This is a genomic window from Thermaerobacter sp. FW80, assembly GCF_004634385.1.
GTDB lineage: Bacteria > Bacillota > Sulfobacillia > Thermaerobacterales > Thermaerobacteraceae > Thermaerobacter > Thermaerobacter composti.
Map to the genome: position 1 here is coordinate 2694207 of NZ_CP037895.1, position 18499 is coordinate 2712705.

Consider the following 18499-nt stretch of genomic DNA (forward strand, 5'->3'; position numbering starts at 1 on the left):
CCATGTCCATGCAGCATGCAGCCTCCGGCCCGGGCGGACCCGGGACCGCCCTGGCCCGGGACCCGGCGGGTCCCGGCACCGGAGGCGCCGGGAGGGGACCCCAGGAGGTTCCTGCCCGGCCCGGCGGCGGCTTCCGCGCCTGGAAGGCCCAGCGTCCCTTCTGGGGAGCCACCTTGAGCCTGATCGCCGGGCTCCTCATCCTCTGGATGCCGCTCAACCTGTTTCCCTTCGCGTTCCTGCCCGATACCCTGATCTTTTTGGGGTATCTCTTCTCCGGGCTGGTCATCGCCACGGCCATTGCGGGCTTTCTGCTCCCGGCGGCGTCGACATACCTGGGCATCCTGGTCATCCTGTTCTCCATCGTGTCGATCTTCGGCGCCTTGGGTGGCCTGTTCGTGGGAGCCATCCTGGGGATCCTCGGCGGGTCGCTGATGGTGGCCTGGCAGCCGGTAAGCGTGACCCCCGCGATGATGAACGGGCAGGCCCATGGCGTCGGGGGGGCGGCCCACGGAAGCGCTGCCGGGCCGGGTTCGTCCGCGGGGGCGGGTGCCAAGGGCCGCCGCCGGGGCCAAGCGGCCCCACCGCCCGGGGCCGACTTCCAGGCCACGGAGCTGGTCTCCGAAGAAGAGGTCCGTCAGCGGCCGTGGCTGCGCTTCTACCCGGCGGGGGTCCGGCCCCATCTGCCCTACCCCGAGATTCCCCTGCAGCGGCTGCTGGAGCGGGCGGCGGAGATGCGGCCCCGGCAGGCGGCAATCCACTTCTTCGGCCGGACCATGACCTACGGCGAGCTGAACCAGCTGGCCAACCGCTTTGCCCGGGTGCTGGCCAACCTGGGCATTCGGCCCGGCGACCGGGTAGCCCTGATGATGCCCAACTGCCCCCAGTTCGTCATCGCCTACTACGGCGCCCTCAAAGCGGGGGCCGTGGTCGTCAACTGCAACCCGCTTTACAGCCCTCGGGAGCTGGAATTTCAGCTCAACGACAGCGGCGCCCGGGTCATCGTCGCCCTGGACCTGATGTATCCCACGGTCCGGCAGGTGGTCCACGCCACGCCTCTCGAGCGGGTGCTGATGACGCGAATCAACGAGTTCATGTCGCCCCTGCTGCGGCGGCTCTACCCCCTCAAGGCCAAGAGAGACGGCACTTGGGTGGAGATCGGGCGGCAGGATGGCGTGCTCTGGCTCAGCCGGCTTCTTCGGGAGGCGCCCCCCGTGCCGCCGCCGGTGCAGGTTCAACCCGACGACCTGGCCCTCTTGCAGTACACCGGCGGCACCACGGGCACGGCCAAGGGCGCCATGCTGACCCACCGCAACCTGGTGGCCAACGTGCTGCAGACGGCGGAGTGGACGCTGCGGGGCCGCTGGGATGAGGCGCACCAGCAGGTGATCCTGGGCGTCATGCCCTTCTTCCACTCCTACGGCATGACCACGGTGATGAACCTGGCCATCGCCCTGCAGTGCGCCATGGTGCCCCTGCCGCGCTTCGAGGCGGAGATGGTGATCAGGGCCATCGACAAATACCGGCCCACCATGGTGCCCGGAGTGCCCACGATGTACGTGGCCTTGATGAACCACCCCAAGTTCCACAAGATCGACGTCTCGTCCATCGAGGCCTGTGTCAGCGGGGCGGCTCCCTTGCCCCTGGAGGTGCAGGAGCGCTTCGAGGCCAGCACCGGCGGCCAGCTGGTAGAGGGTTACGGCCTGACGGAGGCATCGCCCGTCACCCATGCCAATCCCCCCAACGAGTACAAGCGCAACGGGACCATCGGGCTCCCTGTGCCCGACACCGACGCCCGCATCGTGGACATCGAGACCGGGACACGGGTGCTGGGGCCGGGCGAGGTGGGCGAGCTCATCATCCGCGGCCCCCAGGTGATGAAGGGGTACTGGAACCGGCCCGAGGAAACGGCCCGGGCCCTGCGGGACGGCTGGCTCTACACGGGGGACATCGCCACCATGGACGAGGACGGCTTCTTCCGGATCGTGGACCGGAAGAAGGAGATGATCATCAGCGGCGGCTACAACGTCTACCCCCGCGAGGTGGAGGAAGTCCTCTACGAGCACCCCAAGGTCCTGGAAGCCGCCGTCATCGGCGCCCCCGACCCCTACCGCGGCGAGATGGTCAAGGCCTTCGCGGTGCTCAAGCCCGGCCAGACCGCCACGGAGCAGGAGATCATCGAGTTCTGCCGCCAGCGCCTGGCCAAGTACAAGGTCCCGCGGGCCGTGGAGTTCCGCAGCGAACTGCCCAAGACACTGATCGGCAAGGTGCTGCGCCGGGCCCTGCTGGAAGAAGAGCGCCAGAAGCAAGCCGTGGGGAATCCTGCGGCGCCCGCCCAGGCCGCCGGTGCTGCGGGAACCGCCGCCACCGAAGGCGACGAGGAGGAAACGGGCCCCGATCGTCCCGGCGGAGGCCGCGGTGAGGCCGGTGGCGCCGGCCGGGGGACCGGTGAATCCGATACCCCGGCCGGGGCGGCGGCGGGCGAACCGGCTGGTGGGCCGGCCCACCTCCCGCCCGAACCGCCCGCCCGCATGGTCACGCCGCAGGAGCTGCTGGAGACGGGACCCCGGGGCGAGGCCGCCGAGGGCGAAGGCGACTGGCGCAAGTGGTTCCGGTAACGGCCCCGCACGTGCGGCCCGGCACGCCACCGGCCCGGCACGCCACCACCGAAACCGGCGGAGCCAGCACCCAGGGAGCACGGCGGCGGCAAGTGGCATGAGAGGGTTCTAGATCACACCAGGCGGGAGGTGACCCCATGCCGTCCAGCAACGGCCGCCGCATGACCATGGAAGAGCGGATCCAGGCCTTCTTCCGGCAGAGCGGCGGCCCCAACAACCCGCAGATTCCCAAGCTGGTGGAAAAGCACCTGCTCTACGGCAAAGACCACGGCATCCCCGGTTACCGGGAAACCTTCGCCGACGCCTTCATTGACGCCGTGGTGGGCGACCCCTCACTGCTTTTGATCTACGAGCGGCTGCAGCGCTGGCGGGCCCAGCGCCAGCGGGAGCGCCAGCAGGCCGGTGGGGCTAGCGGAAGCACCGATCCGGAACTGTTGCGGCGTTTGGAGCGGCTGGAGCGGGAGGTGGCCCGGCTGCGGGAGGCCGTCGAGCGGCTCGGGCAGAGCGTCTAGGTGGAACGGAATAAAGGCGAGGCTCCATGCGCAGCCGGGCCCGGGGGTCCCAGGCCCCCGGGCCCGCCGCTTCGTGACCCGCGGTCCCTGCCAGCGTCCCCTCGAGGATAGGAGAACCTGCGACGGTGCTAGATTGGGCCCGCCCGGTGTGGGGGAGCCGGGCCGGTTCGGGTGGGTGGACCAGCACACCACGCGTCACGGGGAGGGATCGCCCCATGCGATCCGGCACGGGGCGGGTGCGGGCAGCAACGCCCACCCGCCGGAACGGCGGCCGGGTGTTCCGGCCCGATGACCCGACCCCCTTTCCTGTTGAGGGGCTCGGGCTGATCCAGCGGATCCTTCTGCGGCTTGATAACCGGTCCCCGTCGGGGCGGCCGCACGGGCAGGTGCGGAGGCGGCCACCGGCCGGGCGGCGGCCATGGGGCCTGCCGCTTTCGCTGCACCGGTCCGCCGGCGGGAGCGGGGTGCAGGTTCCGCCGCTCTCCCGGTGCAGGCCTGCGTGGTGCCGGCCCCAGGGTCTGGGCCGGCGGGCAGCCGGCACCCTCACCGCCCTGTTCTCTCTTCTGGCGTCCATCCTCGCCCCGGTGGCTTCGGCCCTGGCACCGGCCACCTCGGCCCTGGCCCCGGCCGCCGCGGCCGCGGCGCCGGCGGCGGCCGCCCTGGGCCTGGCCGCGGCCGCCACCCTGGTTTCTCCCGCCCGCCCGGCGGAAGCGGCACCCACGGGCTACGTGCGGATGAGCGACGGCGTGCTCATCGCCGTCAACGTCCGCATGCCCGACGATTACATGCCCGGGCGCAAGTACCCGGCCATCTTCCTGATGGACGGCTACGACGGCGGTTCCTCCAGCGGCACCACCATTGCCGGCGTGGCCGACAGCCGTACCCAGCTGACGTGGATGTTCAACAAGCACTACGTCACGGTGCACGCCTCCATTCGCGGCACCGGCTGTTCCGGGGGCGAGTTCGACCTGTTCAGCTGGCGCACGGCCCTGGACGGCCGGGAGGTGATCGAGTGGATCGCCCGCCAGCCGTGGTCTAACGGCAAGGTGGGCATCATGGGCCACTCCTATAGCGGCCTGACCGGGTTCATGGTGGCCGCCACCCAGCCGCCGCACCTGGTGGCGGTGACGGTGTCCGGGCTGATCGACGACCTGTACCGGGGCATCGTGTACCCCGGAGGCGTCTCCAACTACGGCTTCCCCCTGCTCTGGACGGGCATCGTCCGGCCCGCCTACGAGCTGGGCGGCGGCGTGGCACCGGGCATCCTGGCGGCGGACCCGGTGTGCGCCCGGAACGTGGCCTCCCACCGCCGCAACCTGGCCGACGACCCGATCCTCCAGGGGCTGGCCTCGGACACGGACAACGACTGGTACCGCTCCCGCTCGCTGATCACCTACGCCGATCGAATCCGCGTGCCCATCCACATCACCGGTGCCTACCAGGACGAGCAGACGGGCCCCCGCGGGCCGGCCCACCTGTGGGAAGCGGTGCAGGGCGTGCCCAAGCGCCTGGTCCTGACCAACGGCGTGCACGGCACCCAGATGGACCCGCCCGAGATCTGGAAGGACCGGCTGGCCTGGATGGACCACTGGCTGCGCCGGGTCGACGGCGGGTTCGGCACCCCGAGCCAGAAGCGGACCTCGGTGGTCACCCTGCTGGAGATGCACCGCCAGGGGGACGTGCTGGTTTCCAATGGCCGGAAGGTCTCCCGCACCTTCCCCCTGGAGGATACCCGCTGGACCCGCTGGTACCTGCACGGGGACGGAACCCTCTCCACCACCCCGCCCGCCGCGCCGGAAGAACCGGCCCGCTACCTCTCCGGCCCCGGCCGCCAGTCCTGGAGCTACCAGCTGGGGCCGTCGGCGGGCCCGCCCCTGACCACTGCCCACCTGCTCGATGAGGTGGAATACCGTAGCAAGCCCTTCGACCGGCCCATGCTCATCGCCGGCCCCATCACGGCCACCCTCTACCTGTCGACCACGGCCCCCGATACGGAGCTCTTTGTGCAGCTGATCGACGAAGGACCCGACGGCAGCCGCAGCTACCTGCAGCGGGGCCTCTTGCGGGCGGCCCACCGGGCGGTGGACTACAGCCAGAGCGACTATGCCGGCAAGGTGCTCTACCGGCCGTACCACCCCCACACCAATGCCGAACTGGTGACGCCGGGACAGGTAGAGGAGTACCTGATCGAGATCTTCCCCGTGGGTCACGTCTTCCGGCCCGGGCACCGGCTGGTGGTCAAGGTCCATGCCCCGCCGCTGCTGGACAGCTATTACCTCTATGTCCCGCGGCGGGTGCCGTCCGTCAACACCATCTACCACGACCCCCAGCATCCCTCCCGCTTGATGCTGCCGGTGGTGCCCTTGACGGGGGTCAAGCTGGGACCCGAACTGCCCTGCGGCGCCCAGCTGGGGGTGCGGTGCATCCCGGCGGGCAGCCGGGAGCTCCTGCCCGGTGGTAGCGGTCCGGAATCCGGTGGCGGGGATCCGGCCCCGAGCGGCGGCGCCAAGCCAGCCTCCTCGGCCTACCTTACCGGGCGGGGGCACCTCGAGATTCGCATCGGTTCGGGGACGGTACAGCGGTAGAGGCAGCCCCCGCAGGGAGGGGTGGAGCCCCGCAGGAGCGGTGATCGCAAGCCTCGTACGGCAAAACGGGGCGGCAACCCTCAGGGACGCCCGAACCGGGGGATCCGCCCGGGGCACGCCCGAGCTGGTGCGACCCACCCGGGCGGAACGGTGGATCCGGGCGGCCGCCCGGCCCGCCTGCAGCCGATTTCATCCAAGGGTGATGCGGCCCGGAACAAGGAACCCCGCGGTCGGAACAAGCAGGGATCAACGGTAAGGCAAAAGGGGGCCCCACCGGCGGGTGGGGCCCCTTCCTTTCGCGGTTGTCATCGCGTTGGGTTCATGCCAAGCCTTTCCGCGCACAACGGACCTATCCCTTGCCGGCCCCACGGTCGCCCGCGACCGCCCCGGGCGCTGCTGGACGGGGCAAGCCTCCCGCGTTCAGCGGGTCGGCGCCGGCGGGGCAGGCCCCCCGCTGGCAGGACCGGTCCAGGCCTCCACCTCCGCCCGCGACGGCATGGAAGGCTGGGCGCCGGGCCGCGTGACGGAGATCCCCGCCGCCCGGGTGGCGAATGCCAGGGCTTCGTCGACGGACCGTTCCTCGGCCAGGGCGACTGCCAGGGCACCGGCGAAGGTGTCCCCTGCCGCCGTGGTGTCGACCGCCGCGACGGGTAGCGCCGGGATGGCCCGGGCCGCTCCCGCCGGCGGAACGTAGAGACAGCCCCGCTCGCCCAGGGTGACCACCACGTGGATCCGGCCCTGGCTCAGGCGGCGGGCTGCAGCTTCCAGTGCGCCGGTCCCGTCGGGGCCCGCCGGGGGCGCCCCCGACGCCGCATCCGGTCCCACCGCTTCCGTTGGCGACCCTGCCGGTGGCGCCGCAGGCCCCGCCGCCGGGCTCAGCGCCGGCCCCGTGCCCCCGCAAACCCCGCGAACGGAAGAACCGCCTACCGGGCCTCGGGCCGGAGGCTCCGCCGGGGAACCCGCGCCGGGCGGGCCGCCCTTCCCGCCCACCAGCGCCCACAGCTCATGCTCGTTGGGCACCAGCCAGTCCACCGCCTCCAGCAGGCCGGGGGTAGGGGATCAGGGGGATCGGGGGGAACGGGAGCGGGCGTCAGGATCACCGTCACCCCCGCCGCCCGGGCCACCCGGGCGGCCTGTTCGACCAGAGGCAGGGGCGACTCCAGCTGCAGGAGCAGCACCCGGGCGGAGGCGATGCAGCGGCGGGCCACGGCGTCCAGCTCCGTGAAGCGGGCGTTGGCCCCTGGAACCACCACGATCCGGTTGGCCCCGCCGGCTTCCACGGTGATGGCTGCCACACCGCTGGGTCCCGGTACCCTCCGCACCCCTGCGATGTCGATGCCCTCGGCCCGGAGGGCGGCCACCAGCTGCTCGCCGAAGGCATCGTCCCCGACACAGCCCAGCATGGCCACCGGCGCCCCGAGGCGGGCGGCCGCGACGGCCTGGTTCGCCCCCTTGCCGCCGCAGGCGGTGAAGAACCGCTCGCCGGACACCGTCTCGCCCTGCTCGGGGGCGCGGCGGCAAACCACCACCAGGTCCATGTTGAGGCTGCCCGCCACCACCACGGCCGCGCGGGAAGCGGGCAGGCGCCCCGCCGGCCGGGACTCGACGCCAGGCGCACCAGCGGCCGGTGCACAGGACGACGGAGCCCACCCGCCTTGCCATCCCCTGGCGCCACTCGGTGGTTCCACGGAGCCGCCTTGTCGTTTGACGGGCCCGTCTTGCGGTTCCATCATGGACTCCCCCTGCCACCCCCGGGGTGCTGGGCCTCTTTCCCAAAGGGCCTCTGGTGCCATCCGACTGGCCCCGATTCTCTGGCCAGGCCCTCGCCGGGGAGGCCGAAGCCCGCCCGGCCCCTCGGGGCGCTCCGGCCGGGTGTTATCCGGCGAGATCCCAGGCCGCATTGCCCTGGCGGCGCTCCGCCCGCGGCTGGCCAGAGGGTCCCAGGCCGCCTTGCCGTCAGGGCACGTCGGCCGCCGCCTGGCCGGCGTGATCCCAGACCGCCTGCCTGTCGGCCGCCGTCCAGCCTGGCGGCACGGCACCCGGCCGCTGGGCCACCCAGGCCGCCACGAATCGCCCCAGCCGGGCGGCCGCCTCAGGATCAAGGCCCGCCCGGAGGCCGGCCAGCATGCCCGCATTCCAGGCATCGCCGCAGCCCGTCGTATCGACAACCCGCGGCACGGGCAGCGCCTCGACCCGCCAGCGGCGGCCGCAGGCCACCCCCCAGGCGCCCCGCGGGCCGGCCTTGATCCCCACCAGCGGAAAGAGCCCGCCAAGCCGCTCCGCCACCTCATCCCCGAGAATACCGCCCGCCAGCAGCGCCGCCTCCTCCTCATTGGCGAAGAGGATGGAGACGCCCTGCCACTGTTGCAGCACGCCCTCGGCTCCCTGGCGGGCAAGGAGCGCCGCCGACGAGGCGTCGACGGCCACGGGCACCCCTGCCTCCAGCGCCCGCGCCATCACCGCCCGGGCGGCATCCCGGGCATCTTCCCAGAAGAAGGAGTAGCCGGTGAGGTAGCAGAGGCTGGCCCCCTCCACCAGGCCGGGCGGCAGGTCGCCCGCCTCCAGGCGGTGGTTGGCCCCTGGGCCGATCACCATGGACTTCTCCCCATCCGGTCCCACCAGCGCCAGGATAACGCCCGTGGGCTCCTGGTCGTCCGGGACGGCCCGGACCTCCACGCCCTCGGCCTCCAGGGCGACAACCAGGGCGTGGCCCAGCGGATCCCGGCCCACCCTGCCGCAAAACACCACGGGTACCCCCAACCGGGCCAGCCAGGCGGCGGTGTTGGCCGCCGAGCCGCCCTGGCGGGGGTGCAGGGCGCCCCAGGTGTCACTGCCGCGGTGCAGCCGCTCCGGAACCTGGACCACCAGGTCCAGCACCAGGTCACCGGCCACCACCACGGGCCCCTCCCGCCGGATCGGAAGAACGGGGCGCCCCGCCGGCGGCAACGGGCGTCCTGACGGCCGGCCGCCCGCCATGCCGGCGGGCGGCACCCCCGTGATGTCCGGCCCTGGACGCCTTCTGTCCATGGTGCTCACCGCAGTACCGGGCGCCCTCCCCGCCCCCGGGCGGCCGGTTCTTCCGGTCCGGAGGTGGCCGGGGAAGGCGACAGCCCGCACAGGCTGCGGGCGATGGCCGCGCCCAGCCGGGCATTGTTCAACACCAGGGCGCGGTTCGCGGCCACCGTCCGCCCCCCGCTCAGGGCGTGGAGCCGGGCCAGCAGGAAGGGCGTGACCGCCTTGCCCTTCACCCCCTCGGCCGCCAGGTCGGCCTCGGCCTGGGCCAGCCACCGGTTGAACTCCGCCTCGTCCACGGCGTCGGCGGAGGGAATGGGATTGGCCACCACCACGGCACCCGGGAGCCCAAGAGCCCGCCGGGCCCGTAGCACCGCCGCCGCATCGTCCGGGGAGTCGATGCGGGCGTCCACGGGCAACCCCGTCGAGCGCAGGTAGAAGCCCGGAAACTCGCTGGTCCCGTAGCCCAGCACCGTGACGCCGTGGGTTTCCAGGTACTCCAGGGTCGCCGCCACGTCCAGCACCGTCTTGGCCCCCGCCGACACCACCACCAGGGACAGCCGGGCCAGGGCCGGCAGGTCGGCCGAGATGTCCAGGGTCTGTCCCCAGCCGCGGTGGACCCCGCCCAGGCCGCCCGTAACGAACACGTCGATGCCCGCCCAGGCCGCCACCTGGGCCGTCGACGCGACGGTGGTGGCGGCGCTGCGCCCAAGGGCGCACAGCACCGGCAAGTCCCGGATGGACGCCTTGGGCAGGTCGGGGCTCCGGGCCACCCGCTCCAGTTCCGCTCGGTTCAACCCCACCCGCAGGCAGCCGTCGAGGATCGCCACCGTGGCCGGGACGGCACCGGCCCGCCGGACCTCCTCTTCCACCGCCAGGGCCATCTCCAGGTTGTCAGGATAGGGAAAACCGTGGGCGATGATGGTCGACTCCAGGGCCACCACCGGCCGGCCCCGGCTGAGCGCCTCCCGCACCTCGTCCCCCAGGTGGAACCGGGGCGGTGGGGAACCCGGGGGGAACCCGCCCTGGAGCCCGGTGCGAGTCCCGCTCCGGAAAGGGGCGGGTGGCGCCGCCGGTCCGGCCGGGGCCACCGGGCCGCCGGGACCCTCCTCTCGTGCCGGGGACGCCCCGGCCTGGGACGGGGGCTGGGACCGGGTCTGGGACGTCATCCTCGTGCTCGCTCCTCCTCGGCCCGAGGGTGAATGGGGCCCGGCCGGTCGCGGAGGAACCCGCCCTTCCGGCCGTACCGCACCGCCTGCACCTCCGCCAGCAGGCTGCAGGCGATCTCCTCGGGCGTCTCGCCCCCGGTGTCAAGCCCCACCGGGGCATGGATCCGGGCCAGTTGTTCTTCCGCCGGCTCGATCCCGCGCCGGCGAAGTTCGTCAAAAAGCCGCTCCGCCCGGTGGCGGGGGCCCAGAAGGCCAATATACCGCACCGGGCTGTCCAGGACGGCCTCGAGAAAGCCCACGTCCTGCAAGAAGTTGTGGGTCATGATCACCACGAAGGTGCGGTCGTCCAGGGCGATGTGGCGCCGCAAGTCCTCGGGGTGGGTGTGCACCACCCGCCGTGCGCGGGGGAACCGGTCGTGCCGGGCAAAGGCCGGCCGGCTGTCCGCCACCACCACGTCGTACCCCAGGGGCGCCGCCGCCTCCACCACGGGCACCGCGTCGTGCCCGGCCCCGCAGACCAGGAGGACCGGTGGCGGCAGCAGGACCTCGATGAAGAACTCACCCTCCCCGGGCACGGCCAGGGTGCCCGTGCGGCCGGCGGAAAGCCACTCGCGCGCCGCGGCGGCGCAGTGGGCGTCCCGTTCTGGCGAGCCCAAAGAGCCCTCGCTGCCGCCGCCCGCCCACACCACCAGCTGCCGGCGGGGGACGAACCGGCCGGCAGCGGCCCCAACCGCGTGCCCGGTTGCGCGAGCCCCCGTCACCCCATCGTCCGGCCTGCCTTCCATCCTGCCATCCGCCGTCCCGGGCAGCAGAGCTCCCGGGGCAGCGCCGGCACTGGCCCCGGGAGAGACGCCGTCGTCCTCGTCCGGCCACGCCGTCGCGCAGCCGGCCACCGCCCCGCTCGCGTCCGAACGGCCCGGGGTGCCCGCTGCCGGCTCGGCCCCCGCCGGGTTCCGGGACTCCAGGGGCGGCAGGGGCACCACCACGGCCAGGCGATGCCCCTGCTCCCGCCAGCGGAGCACCTGCCCGTGCGCGGGCTGGAGCGGCTCGACCAGCACGTCGACCGCCCCGTTGCAGCCCAGACCCAGGCCCCAGACGGCATCGTCGTCGGCCGTCATATCGTACCCGACCCGCCGGGGTCGCCCGGTCGCGATGACCTCCGCCGCCACGGCCAAGACGTCGCCCTCGAGGCAGCCGCCGCTCAGGCTGCCCACCGGCTCGCCCGCAGCGGGGATCCACATCCGGGCCCCTTCCCGCCGGTAGGTGGACCCCCGCGCCCGGGTGATGGTCGCCACCGCACCCGTCCGGCCCTCCTCCAGGGCCGCCAGGATGGCTGCCGTCACCGCCTCCATGGTTCCACCCCTCTCCCGGACTCTCCCGATCGCCCTCCCGTACTCTCCCGAACTCTCCCGAAATCGCCCGGCCACTCCCGGGCGCTTCCAAACTCTCCGAGACTCTACCCGACCATCCCCGGGGCTCTCCCCCGGTTGCCCGCCGGCGGGCCGGCGGCAGCCAGCCACCCCACGCCGTCCCCGGCGCACCCTCTCCGGCCCGCCCGAACCCGCCCCGGGACGGGCCGCCCAGCGCCGGGCCCCACGCCTCCCCCAACAATACCGCCCAACGCCACCCCCACGCCGGCCCCCACGCCGCCATCAAGGCCGCCTACGGCTCACCCCGCACCGAGGCCAGGATCTTCTGCAGCTCCCCCCGGCCCAGCCGCTCCACGTCTTCCACGTGTTTGAGGACGCAGCCCAGGGTCGCCTCCACCGTCTCCTCGTCCAGCTCGTCCCGGTGCAGGGCCACCAGCGCCCGGGCCCAGTCCAGGGTCTCGGCCACCCCCGGCGGCTTGTTCAACCCGAGGGTGCGGAGCCGCTGGATGAACCGCACGATCTGCTCGGCCAGCCGCCGGTTGATGCCGGGCAGGCGGGCCTCCACGATCCGCGTCTCCTTGGCGAAGTCGGGATAGCCGATCCACAGGTACAGGCAGCGTCGCCGCAAGGCCTCCGACAGCTCCCGCACCCGGTTGGAGGTGAGGACGACAAAGGGCCGGTGCTGCGCCCGGATCGTGCCCAGCTCGGGAATGGTGACCTGGAAGTCGGCCAGCACCTCCAGCAGGAAGGCTTCGAACTCCTCGTCGGCCCGGTCGACCTCGTCGATGAGGAGCACCGGCGCCCGGTCTTCCCGGGTGATGGCGTCGAGCAGCGGCCGCTTGAGCAGAAACTCCGGGGAGAAGATCTCGGCCTCCCGCTCCGCCGCATCCCGCCGGTCCCCCTCCTGCATCCGGATCCGCAACAGCTGGCGGGGGTAGTTCCACTCGTACAGGGCGGAGGCAGCATCGAGCCCTTCATAGCACTGCAGGCGAATCAGATCGGTCTCCAGGACATCGGCCATCACCCGGGCGATCTCCGTCTTGCCCACGCCGGCATGCCCCTCGATGAGGAGGGGCTTCTCCAGCCGGATCGCCAGGTGGATCGCCGTGGCGATGGACCGGTCGCCGATGTAGCCCCGTTCCGCCAGCCGGGTCAGGATGTCCTGAACGGCCTCATGCACCCCCGTGTCCCTCCCGCAGGTCGGGGTTCCGCACCCCGTGCTCCGTTGCGTTGCGTCAGGAAAGGCCATTCGCCGCCGGCCAGCCGATTCCCCCCAGCCCGGCGGCTTCCACGGCCCTCCGCGGGCCGGCTGGGGTCTTTGGGAGCCGGGGCCGGCAGGAAACGGGGCCGGTTCCAACTAAGTTATTTACCGTTAGCAATTATCTTGGGAGGTCCGCCACCGCACCATGAAGCGCCGGCCCCCACAGCAGGGCAAGGGCAAGGGCTTGGCCGCACCTTCCGGCCGGCCCCAGCTGCTGCGGCTCCACAACCGCACCCTGATCCTTTCCCTGCTCCGCCAGCAGCCGCTGTCCCGGGCCGAACTGTCCCGCCGGGCCGGACTGGCCTTGCCCACCGTATCCCGGCTGGTCGACCAGTTGATCCGCGACGGGCTGGTGGAGGAAGGCCAGAAGCAGGCCACGGGTGGGCGCCACGCCACCCGGCTGCACCTGCGGGCGGAGGCCGGGTTCGTCCTGGGTGCCGAGCTGGGCCGGGACCAGATCTCCGTGGTGCTCAGCGACCTGCAGGGCGGCGTCCGTGCCCAGGCCGGCCAGCCGCGGGGCGAGACGGCCGAGCACGACGTGGCCCGGCTGGCCACCATGGCCGGCGGCCTGTTGAAGGAGGCCGGGGTGGATCCCCGGCGCCTGGTGGGCATCGGGGTGGGTGTGCCCGGCCCGCTGGACGCCAGTGCCGGCACGGTGATCCAGCCGCCCAACTTCCGCGGCTGGTCCTACGTGCCCTTGCGGGACCTGCTCCGGGAGCGGTTCCGGGTGCCGGTCTGGATCGAAAACGACGCCAATGCCGGGGCCCTGGCCGAACACGTCCTCGGCTATCCCCAGAGCCGCAACCTGGCCTTCGTCCTGGCCGACGCGGGCGTCGGCGCGGGCCTGGTGCTGGAGGGCCAGCTGTACCGCGGGGCCGGCGGCGCCGGCGAGCTGGGCCACTGCCCGGTGCAGCTGGGCGGCCCGCCCTGTCCCTGCGGCCGGCGGGGCTGTGTGGAGGCCATCGCCTCCACCGATGCCATGCTGGAACGCTTCGCCGCCCTCCGGCACCAGCCTGCCGGCCCGGCGCCCGCCGGTTTCGACGACCTCCTGGCGGCCGAGGCGGCGGGAGACCCCCTGGCTCGCCAAGTGCTGGCCCGGGGCGGGCGGGCCCTGGGCGCCGGTCTGGCCATCCTGGCGAACCTGGTGAGCCCCGAAGTGGTGGTCCTGGGGGGCCGGTCCATCCGCAGCCCGTCCTTCCTCCAGGCGGCCCGCCGGGAGCTGGGGCGCCGCCGGTTCGGCACGGGGGAGGTGAAGCTGGCCACCACCCAGCTGGGTCGAACCAGCGTGGCCCGCGGGGCCGCGCTGCTGGCGCTGCAGGGTCTCTTCCAGTCGCCCTTCACCATGGGTGCTGAGGCGCTGCCCCCCTCGGGGCCGGTGCCCCAGGGGGCCGGGGGCTAAGCGAAGAGGCGACCCGCCCTTTCGGGATGGGCTGCTGCGACGATGCGGCAGGCAATCCCCCGGAGGGGGGTCCCGTCCAGACGAACTCCGCCCGGAGCCGGAACCGGGCGGGAAAAAGGGGGAGCTACGGTGAACCTCGTCACCTGGTTCAAGCAGCGGACACTGGGCCGCTGGGCCCGAACCCTGACCGTGCTGCTCGCCACGGCCGTGCTGGCCACCGGCTGCTCGCTCCCGTCCGCCGGTGGCAGCCAGCCCTCCGGTTCGACCGGCGGCAGCGAGCCGACCGCCGGCGGGCCCGGAGGCGAGAAGGTGACCATCCGCCTGGCCACCTGGGCCCATGCCGAGGAAGCCAAGGAGCTGCAGGCCATCCTGGACCGGATCAACGCCGAGAGCGACCGCTGGCAGATCGTCCACGAGCCCATTCCCAGCGACTACGCCACCAAGATCCAGACCATGCTGGCGGGCAACACCGCCCCCGATCTCTTCTGGCTGGCCCAGGAAGACGTGATCCCCTTTGCCGCCACCGGCGTCCTGCTCAAGCTGGATGAGCACCTCCAGGGCGATTCCCGGCCGGCGGCCAACCTGAGCGACTACTTCGAGCCCATCCTGGGCGCCTTCACCCATGAGGGCGGGGTCTACGGCCTGCCCTGGATCGCCCAGCCCGTGGTCCTGTACTACAACAAGGCGCTCTTTGACGAGGCCGGCGTGCCGTATCCGGACGAGACCTGGACGTGGGACACCTTCAAGGAGGCCGCGGCCAAGCTGACCCGCGACACCAACGGGGACGGCAAGCCCGACGTCTACGGGTTCACGATGAACGGCTGGCCGCCCTTCGCCATGTTCGTCTGGCAGGCCGGCGGCGACACCGTCGGCGAGGACGGCCGCACTGCCCCCATCGACTCGCCGGAGGCCCTGGAGGCGGCCCGGTTCTACCAGGAACTGATCTACAACCCCAAGTACGCGGTGCCCGAGGACGTCATCGCGGAGCAGGGCTTCGCCGACATGTTCAAGGCCGGCAAGGTGGCCATGTTCATGGGCGGCGCCTCCGACGACCTGGACCGCGTGCCCAACCTGGACGTGGGCGTGGCGCCGGTGCCCAGCGGCCCCAAGGGCCGGGTGACCTTCGCCTGGACGGCGGCCACGGTGGTCAACGCCCGCTCGCCCCACGTAGAGGAGGCGGTCGACGCGCTGGTCGAGCTGACCGAGGGCATCCACCACTGGAAGATCGTGGCCCCGCGGAAGTCCCTGGCCACCCGGGAGCACCTGCTGGCGTCGGAGCCGCGCAAGGAGAAGGCCGCCGACGTGATCCTCCAGTCCCTGGAGTTCATGCGGCCGCTGCGCATCGTGCCGCAGTACAAGGCCTTCGACCAGGCCCTCTGGGAACAGTACCTGGATCCTTTGTTCCACAAGCAGGGGAAGCCGGAGGAACTGGCCCCCAAGGTGCGGCCCGAGCTGGAGAAGATCCTGCAGCAGTCGTCGTGAGCGCCTAGCCCGGCGGGGGGGCGGGGGCTCGGGGGATACCGGCCCCCGCCCGCCCTGCCGGAAAGGAGGGGGTGGCGGTGTGGTCCTGGTACGCGGACGCCCTGCGGGACTACGTGGCCACGGTGGTCCTGCTGGGCGCGCTCATGCTCCTGGTGTACGCGGGCTTGCGGGCCCTGGGGCGTAGCCATGACACGGCCCTGGGCTGGACCTTCGTCCTGCCCTGGCTGGCCGGTTTCCTGGCCTTCCAGCTCTTTCCCTTCGTCGCCTCGCTCTACCTGGCCTTCACCGACTACGACGTGCTCACGCCGCCCCGCTGGGTCGGCCTGGCCAACTTCGCCCGCCTGCTGGACGATCCCAAATTCGCGGCGTCCCTGAAGTTCACGGCCCTCTATGCGCTCTTCAGCGTGCCCCTGGGCATCGCGGGGTCGCTGGCCTGTGCCCTGCTGCTCAACCGCAACATCAAGGGCGTGGGGTTCTGGCGCACGCTGTATTACGTGCCCGCCGTGATTCCCGCCGTCGCCACCGCGGTGCTCTGGCGCTGGCTGCTGTCTACCGATGGGCTGGTCAACGCGGTGCTGGGGCCCGTCTACGCACTGCTCGGCATGGAGAAGCCCCGCTGGTTCCTCGATCCGGAGACCATCCTGCCGGGGTTCGTGCTGATGAGCCTGTGGGGCGTGTTCGGCGCCAACACGGTGATCCTGCTGGCGGGCTTGAAGAACATCCCGCGGGAGCTCTACGATGCCGCGGCGGTGGACGGCGCCACGGGCTGGGGCCGCTTCCGCCACGTCACCCTGCCCATGCTCAGCCCGACCCTTTTCTACGTGCTGGTCACCGGGCTGATCGGCGCCCTGCAGATGTTCACCCAGGCGTTCTTCATCGAAACGCCGCGCTCCACCGTCACCTTCCTGCAGGTCTACATCTACCAGGAGGCCTTCGGGCTCCGGCACATGGGCTACGCCTCGGCCATGGCCTGGGTCTTCCTGCTGGTGATCCTGGGGTTGACGCTGCTGGTGTTCCGCTCGTCACCCCTCTGGGTGTATTACGAGAGCGAGGTGCGAGGTGAGGACCGTGCCGCGCGAGGTGCAAAGGCGCCTGGCCGACGCCTTTACGTATTTCGCGCTGGCCTTCGGCGGCGCCTTCGTGCTGGTGCCCCTGCTGTGGATGATCAGCACGTCGCTTAAGGGGCGGGACCAGCTCTACGTGTACCCGCCGCAGTGGATCCCCTCGCCGGTGCGGTGGGAGAACTACGTGGAGGTCTGGACCACCCTGCCCTTCGCCCGGTTCTTCCTGAACAGCCTGTTCATCACCATCCTGGCCACGGTGGCCGAGGTGGCCAGCGTGGCCGTGGTCGCCTACGGCTTTGCGCGTTTCAACTTCCGCGGGCGGCACTTCCTCTTCATGCTGATGCTCAGTACCATGATGCTGCCCAGCGTGATCGGGATGATCCCCACCTTCCTCATCTGGCGGGAACTGGGGCGGCTGGACACCTTCACCCCGCTGACGGCGCCCGCCTGGTTCGCGTGGGGACCGGCCAGCGTCTTCATGCTGCGCCAGTTCCTCCTGAGCCTACCCCGGGATTTCGAAGACGCGGCGGTGCTGGACGGAGCCGGGCCCCTGCAGGTGCTGCGGCACGTGGTGCTGCCCATGGTGCGACCGGCCTTGCTGGTCATCGCCCTGCTGGCCTTCCAGGGCAACTGGACCAACTTCATGGCGCCGCTGCTGTACCTGAACACGCCGGACAAGTTCCCGGTCACCCTGGGCCTCAAGTTCCTGGAGACGTCGCTGGGGCCGGGCAGCGAGGCGCCCATGTGGAACCTGATGATGGTCGTCTCGCTGCTGGTGGCGCTGCCGATCCTGGTGCTGTACGCCCTGGCCCAGCGGGCCTTCATCGAGGGAATCCGGCTGGGCGGGACCAAGGGCTGATTCCGGAAAGGAGTTGTACCGGGTGCTGCGCGTTCTCGATCCACAGCACGCCAGGGCCTATCTTCTGGGGCCCTTTGCGAAACACCCCGGGAACCCCATCCTGGGTCCCCAGGGCTCCACGTGGGAGGCCAAGGACGTCTTCAACCCGGCCGCGGTGGTGAAGGACGGGCGGGTCTATCTGCTCTACCGGGCCGAAGACCACACGGGCCCCGGGCAGTGGAACGGGACGTCCCGCATCGGCCTGGCCGTCAGCGACGACGGCATCCACTTCGAGCGCTACCCCGATCCGGTGCTGGAGCCGACGGAGCCCTACGAGCTCCCCGGTGGCTGCGAGGACCCCAGGCTGACCTGCATCGAGGGGCGGTATTTCCTGACCTACACCGCCTTCGACGGCGTCACCGCGCGCCTGTGCCTGGCCACCTCCACCGACCTGATCCACTGGGAGAAACACGGCGTTTTGTTCCCCGATTGGCAGGGCGACACCGGCCGGGTGTGGTCCAAGTCCGGTGCCATCTGCCCGGAGAAGATCGGCGACCGCTACGTCATGTACTTCGGCGACACCTCCATCTGGATCGCCACCTCCCGGGACGGCTTCCACTGGGAGCCGGAACCGGAGCCCGTCCTCCGGGTCCGGCCTGAGGCGGGGAACTTCGACACCCTGCTGGTCGAACCCGGCCCGGCGCCGCTGGTCACGGACCGGGGCATCCTATTGATCTACAACGCCGCCCACCGCCTGGCCGAGGCCCACCTGGTCCGCCGGGACGGTGGCGCCGGAGGGCTCCAGGCTTCCACCGCCGCCGGTGGCGGCGCCGGTGCCGCCCGAGACCGGGACCCGGCCGCCGAACCCCCGGCGTACGGCGGTCCCGCCGGGTCGGGCTACGTGCGCTACGCCGCGGGCCAGGCCCTGTTCGACCTGCGGGACCCGCGCAAGCTGCTGTGGCGCTCGGAGCGGCCGTTCCTGGAACCCGAGACGGAAGCCGAGATCCGCGGCCAGGTGGACCACGTGGTGTTCGTGGAGGGCCTCGTCCATCACCGGGGCACCTGGTTCATGTACTACGGCATGGCCGACTCCCGCATCGGCGTGGCCACCTACACCCCCGCCACCTAGGGTCGGGGTCGTCCCGCGACCCAGCCGTCCGTCGATCGAAGAAGGCCAGGCCCCGGGCTTCGG

The 18499-nt window shown here is 72.0% G+C and carries 14 protein-coding genes; 8 read left to right on the forward strand and 6 right to left on the reverse strand.

Annotation, left to right across the window (positions count from 1 at the left end):
• The first annotated feature begins 2 nt into the window (after positions 1–2).
• From E1B22_RS14145 to E1B22_RS11200, 3 genes are all read left to right on the forward strand, one after another.
• Entirely contained in the window at positions 3–2615 is a 2613-nt protein-coding gene (locus tag E1B22_RS14145) for a long-chain-fatty-acid--CoA ligase (protein WP_371413472.1), read from the forward strand.
• 137 nt (positions 2616–2752) lie between these two features.
• Complete coding sequence (locus tag E1B22_RS11195) at positions 2753–3127, forward strand: hypothetical protein (protein WP_135225712.1); 375 nt, start codon at positions 2753–2755, stop codon at positions 3125–3127.
• 464 nt (positions 3128–3591) lie between these two features.
• Positions 3592–5712: a CocE/NonD family hydrolase gene (locus E1B22_RS11200; RefSeq protein WP_135225713.1), complete on the forward strand. Its 2121-nt coding sequence runs from the start codon at positions 3592–3594 to the stop codon at positions 5710–5712.
• A 420-nt stretch (positions 5713–6132) separates the two neighbouring features.
• Here E1B22_RS11200 and E1B22_RS12945 read toward each other — a convergent pair whose 3' ends face one another.
• The 6 genes from E1B22_RS12945 to E1B22_RS11230 form a co-directional block, all read right to left on the reverse strand.
• Positions 6133–6537: a PfkB family carbohydrate kinase gene (locus E1B22_RS12945; RefSeq protein ID WP_207669874.1), complete on the reverse strand. Its 405-nt coding sequence runs from the start codon at positions 6535–6537 to the stop codon at positions 6133–6135.
• A 98-nt stretch (positions 6538–6635) separates the two neighbouring features.
• Complete coding sequence (locus tag E1B22_RS12950; RefSeq protein WP_207669875.1) at positions 6636–7400, reverse strand: PfkB family carbohydrate kinase; 765 nt, start codon at positions 7398–7400, stop codon at positions 6636–6638.
• 268 nt (positions 7401–7668) lie between these two features.
• Positions 7669–8604, reverse strand: a complete 936-nt coding sequence (locus tag E1B22_RS11215) for a carbohydrate kinase family protein (protein WP_167758921.1) — start codon at positions 8602–8604, stop codon at positions 7669–7671.
• A gap of 140 nt (positions 8605–8744) precedes the next feature.
• The gene (locus E1B22_RS11220) at positions 8745–9893 is read right to left on the reverse strand and encodes a pseudouridine-5'-phosphate glycosidase (RefSeq protein ID WP_135225717.1); all 1149 of its coding nucleotides are present in this window, start codon (positions 9891–9893) and stop codon (positions 8745–8747) included.
• Positions 9890–11245, reverse strand: coding sequence for an XdhC family protein (locus tag E1B22_RS11225; RefSeq protein WP_135225718.1), 1356 nt, complete (start codon positions 11243–11245; stop codon positions 9890–9892). Before E1B22_RS11225 ends, E1B22_RS11220 begins: the two co-directional genes overlap by 4 nt.
• Before the next feature lie 310 nt (positions 11246–11555).
• The gene (locus E1B22_RS11230) at positions 11556–12443 is read right to left on the reverse strand and encodes a MoxR family ATPase (protein WP_135225719.1); all 888 of its coding nucleotides are present in this window, start codon (positions 12441–12443) and stop codon (positions 11556–11558) included.
• A 226-nt stretch (positions 12444–12669) separates the two neighbouring features.
• Between E1B22_RS11230 and E1B22_RS11235 the strand changes: the two genes are divergently transcribed.
• The 5 genes from E1B22_RS11235 to E1B22_RS11255 all read left to right on the forward strand — a co-directional run bounded on the left by E1B22_RS11235 (position 12670) and on the right by E1B22_RS11255 (position 18436).
• On the forward strand, positions 12670–13923 hold the full coding sequence (locus tag E1B22_RS11235; RefSeq protein ID WP_135225720.1) for an ROK family transcriptional regulator: 1254 nt from the start codon (positions 12670–12672) through the stop codon (positions 13921–13923).
• Positions 13924–14052: 129 nt separating this feature from the next.
• Positions 14053–15405 carry a sugar ABC transporter substrate-binding protein gene (locus E1B22_RS11240; RefSeq protein ID WP_135225721.1) on the forward strand — a complete coding sequence of 451 codons (1353 nt, stop codon included), beginning with the start codon at positions 14053–14055 and terminating at the stop codon, positions 15403–15405.
• 77 nt (positions 15406–15482) lie between these two features.
• On the forward strand, positions 15483–16586 hold the full coding sequence (locus E1B22_RS11245) for a carbohydrate ABC transporter permease (RefSeq protein WP_135225722.1): 1104 nt from the start codon (positions 15483–15485) through the stop codon (positions 16584–16586).
• The gene (locus E1B22_RS11250; RefSeq protein WP_243123396.1) at positions 16474–17328 is read left to right on the forward strand and encodes a carbohydrate ABC transporter permease; all 855 of its coding nucleotides are present in this window, start codon (positions 16474–16476) and stop codon (positions 17326–17328) included. The genes E1B22_RS11245 and E1B22_RS11250 overlap by 113 nt, the downstream gene beginning before the upstream one ends.
• A 22-nt stretch (positions 17329–17350) precedes the next feature.
• Positions 17351–18436, forward strand: coding sequence for a glycoside hydrolase family 130 protein (locus E1B22_RS11255; protein WP_135225723.1), 1086 nt, complete (start codon positions 17351–17353; stop codon positions 18434–18436).
• Positions 18437–18499 lie beyond the last annotated feature (63 nt).

What these genes read in the sequence shown, in the direction of transcription:
- E1B22_RS14145 (WP_371413472.1), top strand. Translation starts at nt 3, where the DNA reads ATGTCCATGCAGCATGCAGCCTCCGGCCCGGGCGGACCCGGGACCGCC.
- E1B22_RS11195 (WP_135225712.1), top strand. Translation starts at nt 2,753, where the DNA reads ATGCCGTCCAGCAACGGCCGCCGCATGACCATGGAAGAGCGGATCCAG.
- E1B22_RS11220 (WP_135225717.1), bottom strand. Translation starts at nt 9,893, where the DNA reads ATGACGTCCCAGACCCGGTCCCAGCCCCCGTCCCAGGCCGGGGCGTCC.
- E1B22_RS11225 (WP_135225718.1), bottom strand. Translation starts at nt 11,245, where the DNA reads ATGGAGGCGGTGACGGCAGCCATCCTGGCGGCCCTGGAGGAGGGCCGG.
- E1B22_RS11235 (WP_135225720.1), top strand. Translation starts at nt 12,670, where the DNA reads ATGAAGCGCCGGCCCCCACAGCAGGGCAAGGGCAAGGGCTTGGCCGCA.